The following is an 8,566-nucleotide window of genomic DNA, read 5'->3' on the forward strand; positions in this document are numbered from 1 at the left end:
ACGCAGGCTGGTGATGCCCGCGACCGCATGGACCGCTTCAGCCGCCATCGGGCCGCCTTCGAGGCCGTCGCCAGCGACCTCTTCGACGCGGGCTTGCCGCTCCGCATCACGGCGGACCACATCAACTGGCTCAAGAGATTTGCGGCGGGGCATCGGCAGGCTGTGATCTGAGAGCGGCGGTCGAAGCGCTCGGCCCAGGCGGAGCCGCTTGCATTCCCGTGGTCGAACTCTGCCGTCGCAGCAGGAAGCCGGAGCGGGTCTATCCGGGTGCGGCGATCGAGCAGATCGTTACGTCGGCAGACTGAGACGTTTCGGCGATGGAGCGAGGCGAAGCAGTGGCTCTGCCACCGGCTCGCACCGGGCGGGTGAACAAATGCGCCGCCGTCAGGTTTGCCTCGTCGGTGGACCGCGACGGAGCGTGTGCCGTTGGGCGACGCCCTACATCACCGGGAGAGCAGCATGTTCGAGAAGTTCGGCCTCATCGCCTTCGCGGCCGTCGCCATGACGGCCGCTGCTCCCGCCCATGCGGCGACCGCGGCCAACTCGCAGAACAGCACGCAGTCTTCGAGCGCCGCCAAGGAGATGGCTCCTGGGGCGACGGAGATGGCGCCCGATCCCGCGACGCCCGGCGTGGTGCAGGTGCCCGTGGTGGTCGTGCCGACCCCCGACTCCGTCCTGCAGACCCCAGGCGTCGTCGTAGCGCCGGCTCCCGTCGTAGTGCTGCCGGCTCCTGTCCTCGTGACGCCCGCTCCCGTCGTCGTGGTGCCGTCCACAGGCGTGGCCGTCGCCCCGGCCCAGTGATCGGCTGCGCCGCCGCGTCTACGGCCCATGGTTGGCGGTTCGACGCGGCGGCGCGCTTTCTCAGGCTGCGGCCGTCTCGCTGAAGGCGCGCCGCGTCAACGCCGCCACGAGCCGCAGCATGACGGCGCCTTGCGCGCCGGGCTCGGCCTCGCGGCCCCCCTGCTCATAGGCGTGCGCCAGCACGGCGGCGACGTCGTCCGTCGACGCGAGGGCGCCCATGGCGTCGGCGAGGCCGTCCATGGCCGCCGCCTCGGCGGCGGACAGGGCATCGTCACCAGGCACCGCGTCGGCGCGGCGGGAGGCCTCGGCGTGGGCCGCGATGGCGCGTGCGAGGCAGAGGGAGGTGACGGCGCTCATGCGGCACCCCCGTCGGACCGGAGGGCGGTGCCAAGCGGGATGTCCGGCGCGAGGCGGTATGCGGGCGCGGGCCCGGTTTCGGGCGTCGGCCCGTGTAGATGCAGGTTGGACATTCTGTCTTCGCAGTCGGACCGGCCCGGAGGCCGGGGCTCTGCCGTTTCTGAAGCGGCTCGGCCGAGCCAGCGCACGGCGCTGGCGCCGGGATCTCAGAAACACGCCTGCGAAAACGTGCCCGGCCGCCTTCCCCTTTCGGGTCTTGTATAGCGGTCGGAATCCCGGCATAGTGATGCCGGTCGCGCTCACCATCGCAAGTGAGCACGTCGTTTGGTCCCGGTCCTTCAGGCTTCGCAGGCCTTCAGTTCCGGCGCAGGAATGAACTGACGACCTTCGCAGGGTCATCGGCTCGGGAGTTTCTGAGGCTCCGAGTTCAGTTAAACACGTCAGGCCCCCGCCTCGCAAGCGGTTTGGGTCTTTTCGTGCGTCTGCGACAATGTCGGCGCAAGTTCATTTTGTCGTTAGACTGTCCGCCGACAGAATGGACGAGCCACGTTCAAGGTCGTCGAGGATTTGATCCGCCGCGAAAGCCAAGGCGCTGTTCGAACAGATGCGGATGCGGGGGCGGGGCGGGGCGAACAACCCCAATCGAGATGCTGAGATTGGTCGCTTGGCTGCGAAACCCCTCAATGTGGATAATATACACGTTGAGGGTAGAGATGAACGCCCGTCAGGCACATCCGCCGCCGCTGAACTCGCCGAGGTGAAAGCGGGGCGGACCTGACGCCGGCCCAGGCAGCATGGAACACGCAGCGGCGGAAGGACCTCTACGAGACGCTTCACCCGGAGACAGCGCACGGATCGCCTAGCGTAAGTCGCCAAATTGGCGACACACGTGGCCGAGGGGACGTTGACCGGTTCACGGCAGAGACTGCGGAGCGCACCGGGCGCTCGGAACGCGCGGTCCAACGCGACGCGGAGCGCGACTCAGTGCGCGCGGCAGTCGTCCCGGTTCTGGTAGCTCGACAGCAGCGCCTTGAGGGACGAGTCCATGCTCGAGACCGAGTTCTCGATGCTCACTGCGGTGGACGGTGTAAAGTCTTCGGCGCGCGCCGGCCGGACGTAGTTCACGGCCGCGTTTGCCCACAGCCCGAGCGCGATGGCGGCGAGTAGGATCTTGTTTGTCATGACGGGGTCTCCCGGTCGCCATCCATCCTGCCATGGTCGCGGCACGGCCGTCACATCCAATTGCGCGTCGTGGTGGAGCGGAGTAGATTTTAAAGCGACCAGCAGCCGTGGCCACAGCCGTTTTGTAGTTGGGTGAGCATCGCGATGAGTGAGTCCGAAAGCGAATCTCATGACGGCGACACCGATACACCTCGTCCAGCGCCTCGACAGCTGTCGACCGATGTGGAGGACTTTCAGTCCTTCGACGTGAACCTCGTCGCAGGCGCGGAGCGGGCCGCCACGTACCACCAGCTGCACACGCTGCTCGCCAACGAAGTAGGGCAGGACGACGGATCTCCACGGTCCCGTGCGGCTTTCACAGCGGCTGCCCTGACGAGCATGTTCCTCCGAGAGGAAGACCCGAACCAGCCCTTCGGACCTATGTTCGTCTTCAACACGGGTCGATCAGCAGCCCTTTCCGATTTCCGAGACAGCCGCGAGGTAGTCCGCTACCTAGCCGACACCGCAACCCATCCGCTGTTGAAAGCGAGGTGCGCGGATATGTATTGGCTGTTTGATCGATCAAAGGGCGTGTACGCGCAGATCGCGATCCGCAGCTACCTCTCGGCCGTCCACAGGGTCGGTGATTTAGAGCTCGACTTGGGGTTCGCTGCCGATCAGGGCCGCTTACATCCTGACGTCAAAAAGTACATCACCAGAGCTTTGCAGGTCGCCAAGGGGCTGAGACGACAGAAGCCGGATCTGACCGCACTTCATGCTTTATGCAGGAGCTTGTTCGACGAGGCCGTCATTCGCAAAGAAGCTCATGCAGTGCTCTCCTACGGTAGGCTCTGCCTACAACACGAGGTGATCGTCCCCGGAGACTTGGCGCTTGCCCTTGAGGAATTCATTGTCGAGGCTGACCCGAGCGCCAGCTTCCATTTCAGGGTAGAAACCTGGCGCTTGGCCGCGAGTTGCCACCACCACGCCGGAAATCAAGCTGACCGTTATAGATGTCAAGCTGAGGCTGCAGAGGAGTTAGCTCGACACGCCTTAAAAGGTGCATCTTCCGCTATGGTCTCGGCGAGTTTCCTGATGGATGCCGTTCGTCAGCTGCAGGGAGTCCCTGGGAAGCGAGAGCGACGAGCGCAACTCAAGGAGAAATTACTCCAGGTCCAGTCATCTGCCAGCGAGGAGATGTCTACCTTCTCGCACGAGATCGACCTTCGCGAGATCATCGAAGACACAAACTCCAGGTTTTCGGATCACACGCTGTTCGATCAACTCATGGCATTCGCCGTTCTCGACTTCTCGCCGGCTCTTGATGAATTGGAGGAGAAGGCCAGAGAGACGATCAAACAATACCCTCTCTCGTCGCTGTTCCCCGCGGTCATCATGGACCGAGACGGCAAAGTGATCGAAAGAGCGGCTGGGGGGCTCTCGATGGGTGAGGTGAGCGAGAGCGCCATCACCCACAAGATCGAACAGAATGAATCTCTCCGACGTCACCTTGTCGTAAGCGGCCGCATCGAAGCTGCTCGGAGAGTGATCGCATCGTCTCACGTCGTCGAAGGCGAGAAGCTCGTCCATCTATTCCGTCAGTCGTTCTTTGTTCCGCCGGAACTGGCTCACACGTTCTCGCAAGGTGTTGCGAGGTTCTTTCAGGGTGATTTCACTTCGGCGCTGTACATTCTGACACCCCTGCTTGAGGCAGGCGTGAAGCATGTGCTGAAGCAGAGAGGAGTGGATGTCAGCAGCTTCGATAATGCTGCAGAGACACAGGAGGACAAGAACATTGGCTCTCTGTTCAGCAGCATGCGAGATGACATCGAGAATGCACTCACGCCGGCGATTGCTGCAAACATAGAACGCGTATTTTTGAGCAAGTTTGGCCCTTATATCCGGCACTCGATCGCGCATGGACTCCTCGGCGATGGGGATCCGTTCGGGTCGGACGGTATCTACGCATGTTATTTACTGATACACCTCAGCCTCATGCCGCTTTACAGGCATAAAAACGAGCTCAGGAACATCGTCGGACAATACCTAAATATGTGATGGGCCCGCCTCATCGCGACCCTGCCTGTTGCAGCCGAGGCCTGCGAGTACCGGAACGCGGTGGACGACAAGATGGCTGCGGCCGGCTGGTGCTACGGCCGCCCCGGCGAGGACGGCGCGCACATGGACTGGCACCGATGCGGTCGACGGTAGCACCTGGATACTCCACAACTCCCTTCCCCTCGCAACCATCGCGTGATTCCATGCCCTGAACGGCGCTGATTCGCCGATCGGGAGACGGCCTATGGAAGCCACGACGAAGCTTAAGCGCGCAGCCGCGCCGCGTCGCCTGGTCCGGGACAAGCCCGAGGACTTCGTCGCCGACTGGTTCTTCCCGATCTCCATGCCGGCCTTCCAGGCGGCGATCGACGTCGAGCGGACGGAGCGCAGGAAGCCGCGGAAGAGCCTCCACGGCGAGAAGCTGCCGCCGCTGATCTGGTACGTCTGGAGCCAGCGCGCTCGGCCGGACTGGGCTTTCGTCGAGGGAGACGTGTTCCACGCCCCTCCGATCGCGCCCGGACCCTGGCGCGAACAGGCGACGGGACTGCGCTGGACCGTACAGATTAAGCGGCTGCTCGACCGGACCGCCACCGTCGTCGTGACGGAGTATCGCGAGGCCCGCACGTCCGTGCTCGACGTGTCCATGGACGATCTGGCTACGCTCCTCCGCACGGGCTTCCTGGACGGCAGGTTCGACTTCGCCGCCGCGCTCCCGCTTGACCGAGGCGACCATGTTGAGTAACGCCGCGCTCCTCCGCTTCCAGGTCCAGGGTTCGGCCGCGACATCGTACCATTTGACTGCCGAGGGCGTCGGCGCGGCCTTCCGCATGTTCTGCAGCTGCCCCGCCGGCCGGAAGGCGCGCATGATGTGCAAGCACGTCTCCGCCCTGCTGATGGGCGACGTGAGCGCGCTCGTTGACCCGTCTGACTGCGTCGTCGAGTTGGCGAGATGGGCAGATGGGTCGGAGACGCTCACCCGTGCTCTCCATCACCAGCCGGCGCCGGCCAAAGCGTCACGGATGCTCGACGCGCCGTTGGAAGCCGGGCTCGATGCCGCCTTCGCCTCCCTCGTCGTCCAGGCCAAGGCGGCCGGCTGGATCGTGAGGGCGGAGCCGGACCGCATCGGCCTGCACGGCCTGTCGAAGCTTGGGCGACCGCGGAAGCATCCGACAATCGCTCTCGGCGTCGCTGACACGCCGGTGCGGCCGTTCTACGTGGCTGCGCCCGAAGGCATGTCGCGCAGCTTCGGCTCGGCCGAGCGGGCCGGTGCGCATCTCGCCGAGATCATCGGGCGGTTCGAGCCGTGAGGCGCCTCGCGCTCGTCACGTTCATGCTGGTCGCCGGCGTAGGGCAGACGTGGGCTGCGTGCCGGCGCCTCGATCTCGACGCCCGCAGGCCGCAGACGCTGTCGGGCATGCTGACTTTCAAGGTATTCCCTGGGGCGCCGGAGTTCAGGGACGTGCGCTCGGGCGACCAGCCCGAGCCGTCCTACATACTGGTCCTCGACGACGCCGTCTGCGCCACCGGCGGCGACCTCGGCCGGGATGTCTCCGACCCGACCACCTCCGTCCACCTGCTCCCGCTCTACGACGGCGACCCGGCGAGGGTCGGCGATGCCCTGCGGGCCGACAAGGGGCGGCACGTCACGGTCACGACCGGCAGCATCGACCTGTCAACTACGGGACACCACCACGCGCCACTGATCGCCGACGTGACGGCGGTGGAGCTCGACGGCGAGGGCATGCCGGGGATGGAGCAGCCTGGCACGACGACGGTGCGCGGCTTCTACACGGCCCTCTCGGCCGGGGACGGCGCCGAGGCGGCGAGGTTTGTGCTGCCCGATCTGCGGGTCAGGGGGCCGCTCAGCGCTGCCGCGATGTCGGTCTATTACTCCGCGCTGGTGAAGCCGCTGTCGCTCAGGGACGTCAGGCCGCTCACGGCCGACACGTTCGAGGCGACGTACGGCTTCACGTCGCGCTCCGGCGCCTGCGACGGGCGATCCGTCGTCACCACGGTGCGGCGCGGCGACCTGATCCTAATTTCACGCATCCGCAGCCTGTCGGGCTGCTGAGGTCCGATGCACGCCACAGCCGATTGCACGCCGAAGTGGAGCCGGTTAGCCTCACGGCACAGACCGGATCTCCTCCATGCGCTTCGTTTTCGCCGCCGCTGCCGTGATCCTGACAGCCACGCCCGCCGCGGCCAACAGCCTCAAGCAGGTCGGTGACAGTTACTGGATTGCGCTGGCGAGCCGCCGGAGCGCCGATGAAGCCATCGCCTACGCGCGTCGCTACAACTCGCTGCAGCCTGCCGTCGTCGGGTCGATCAACGGCTGGTACGCCGTCGTGATCGGGCCACGCGCCGTCGCGCAGGGCCAGGGAAAGGCGCTCCTCGGCGCGCTGGCCAAGAGCGACTACATCCCGAGCGACGCCTATTTCACGCGGGGCGACGGCTATACATCCATGGTCTGGAAGGCGCCGCCGTCGCCCATCCTGGCCACGGCCAAGTACGACGGCGAGACGGACGCCACGCTGCAGAGCGGCCCGCTGTGCATCGTCCTGTCCAGGGCCCCGGTGGACGGGGACCAGCGAGCGGCGATCGCCGCCGGTTATGAGAGCGGCAAGCCCGCCTTCGCCATGATCGCCGGGGCCGAGCAGCCGAATGAGAAGCCGGCCTCTGAGGTGGCCTCGATCCGACTGGACCGATCCTCGCCCCAGCCCCAGGCCGTGCTGACCTATTTCTGGCAGGGCGCTCACTGCTGCACCATCACGCGCATCGCGACGGCGCACGCCGACGGGACTTGGAAGGTGGTCGACGGCGAGACCTTGGACGGCGACGGCGGCTATCGCTTCGAGGATCTGACTGGGAGCGGTGAGGTCGACATGGTCAGCGCGGATCAGTCCTTTCTCTACGCCTTCGCGTCGTTTGCCTCGTCCGTCCCGCCCACGAAGATCCATCGGCTCGTGGGCGACCGCATCGCCGACGTCACACATGAGCCGAGGTACTACGAGTTCCTGAAGCAGGAGTTGGCGGGCCTCGAGAGCGGCGTGAAGCCGGCTGATCCCGTCTGGCATGACAACGGCTTCCTGGCCGGCTGGGTGGCGTCGAAGATGCTGGTGGGCCAGGGGACGGACGCCTGGAGCAGAATGCTCGAAGGTTATGATCACAACCCCGATTTCGGGCCGGAGGAGTGCGTCACCGGCCAACCCGTCGAGGGCTGCCCCGACGACAAGAAGTCGAGGATCCCGTTTCCGATCGCCCTGAAGGCCTTCCTGGTGAAGGGCGGCTACATCCTCGACCCATCACTCTACCCGGTGCCGAGGCGAGAGGAGCCTCCGAGCGCGCCCGTGCATCAGGCTTCTGTGCCACCCGCGACGCCCCCGGCGCTGCAGCAGTGCGTCGAGAGCGCCGACACAGCCCGCAAGCTCATCTTCCAGGCCTTCGTCAGCCGCAAGATTCAGCCCGGGGAGGACTACAGCGCCGTCACGCTCGAGGGCGACACGACGCTGGAGGAGAACGACGCCGGCATCGGGCGCGTCGTCTGCGCCGTCACCTACGACTTCGACCTCAAGCCGCTCCTGGGGCACCTGGCCGAGACCGGCGAGTTCGGCCGTGCGGAGTCGATCGCTCGCATGATCCGGAGGTCCGGCGCCATCGCCTCGACGCGCGTGCGCTACAGCGTGAAGCCGACCGCGACGGCAGGGACGACATACGTCGAGCTCCTGCCGTGAACTGCGCGACCTCTGGGCAGCCCGGCTAGGCCGCCTCGCCCTCCACCGCGTCGAACAGCGTCGGATCATCGTCACCGTGTCCGGTCCGGTTGACGCGCTTCGACACGACCCACTCGCGCAAGGCGCTCTCCGCCGCCGGCTTCAACACCTCCGGGCCGAGCTCACCGGACAGCCATCCGTCGAAGTCGTCGGGCATGAGCAGCACCGGCATGCGGTCGTGGAACGGCGTCATCCACTCGCTGGCGCCCGACACGATGATGGTGGCGGACAGGACGTCGTCGCCGCTCTCCGGGTCCGTCCAGTGGTCCCACAGCCCCGCGAATGCCAGCACGGGCGAGCCGTCGCCGGCCGTGAACAGGTGCGGGACCTTGTCGCCCTTCCCGCCGGTCCATTCGTAGAAGCCCGAGGCGGGGATCAGACAGCGGTGCTTCTTGAACGCCGTGCGGAACATCGGCTTC

9 protein-coding genes are annotated in these 8,566 nt (G+C 65.9%); 6 read left to right on the forward strand and 3 right to left on the reverse strand.

Annotated features, from left to right (window positions below; translation table 11 throughout):
• Positions 1–459: 459 nt before the first annotated feature.
• Complete coding sequence (locus tag D3273_RS26645) at positions 460–801, forward strand: hypothetical protein (RefSeq protein WP_129229983.1); 342 nt, start codon at positions 460–462, stop codon at positions 799–801.
• Between the two features lie 60 nt (positions 802–861).
• Here the strand turns inward: D3273_RS26645 and D3273_RS26650 are convergent, their stop codons facing one another.
• Positions 862–1,158: a hypothetical protein gene (locus D3273_RS26650; protein WP_129229984.1), complete on the reverse strand. Its 297-nt coding sequence runs from the start codon at positions 1,156–1,158 to the stop codon at positions 862–864.
• Positions 1,159–2,139: 981 nt separating this feature from the next.
• The gene (locus tag D3273_RS26655; RefSeq protein ID WP_129229985.1) at positions 2,140–2,340 is read right to left on the reverse strand and encodes a hypothetical protein; all 201 of its coding nucleotides are present in this window, start codon (positions 2,338–2,340) and stop codon (positions 2,140–2,142) included.
• A gap of 144 nt (positions 2,341–2,484) precedes the next feature.
• Between D3273_RS26655 and D3273_RS26660 the strand changes: the two genes are divergently transcribed.
• The 5 genes from D3273_RS26660 (at position 2,485) to D3273_RS26680 (ending at position 8,108) form a co-directional block, all read left to right on the forward strand.
• The gene (locus D3273_RS26660) at positions 2,485–4,377 is read left to right on the forward strand and encodes a DUF7380 domain-containing protein (RefSeq protein ID WP_129229986.1); all 1,893 of its coding nucleotides are present in this window, start codon (positions 2,485–2,487) and stop codon (positions 4,375–4,377) included.
• Between the two features lie 244 nt (positions 4,378–4,621).
• The gene (locus D3273_RS26665) at positions 4,622–5,119 is read left to right on the forward strand and encodes a hypothetical protein (RefSeq protein WP_129229987.1); all 498 of its coding nucleotides are present in this window, start codon (positions 4,622–4,624) and stop codon (positions 5,117–5,119) included.
• On the forward strand, positions 5,094–5,684 hold the full coding sequence (locus D3273_RS26670; RefSeq protein ID WP_129229988.1) for a hypothetical protein: 591 nt from the start codon (positions 5,094–5,096) through the stop codon (positions 5,682–5,684). Before D3273_RS26665 ends, D3273_RS26670 begins: the two co-directional genes overlap by 26 nt.
• Positions 5,681–6,448: a DUF4431 domain-containing protein gene (locus D3273_RS26675; RefSeq protein ID WP_129229989.1), complete on the forward strand. Its 768-nt coding sequence runs from the start codon at positions 5,681–5,683 to the stop codon at positions 6,446–6,448. The genes D3273_RS26670 and D3273_RS26675 overlap by 4 nt, the downstream gene beginning before the upstream one ends.
• 76 nt (positions 6,449–6,524) lie before the next feature.
• Complete coding sequence (locus D3273_RS26680) at positions 6,525–8,108, forward strand: hypothetical protein (protein ID WP_129229990.1); 1,584 nt, start codon at positions 6,525–6,527, stop codon at positions 8,106–8,108.
• Positions 8,109–8,133: 25 nt separating this feature from the next.
• On the opposite strand, the gene D3273_RS26685 is transcribed toward D3273_RS26680, so the two are convergent.
• Positions 8,134–8,566 (reverse strand): SOS response-associated peptidase (locus D3273_RS26685; RefSeq protein WP_165359732.1); only part of this gene is annotated, 433 nt, incomplete at its 5' end.

The organism is Lichenibacterium minor, from assembly GCF_004137685.1.
Classification (GTDB): Bacteria; Pseudomonadota; Alphaproteobacteria; order Rhizobiales; family Beijerinckiaceae; genus Lichenihabitans; species Lichenihabitans minor.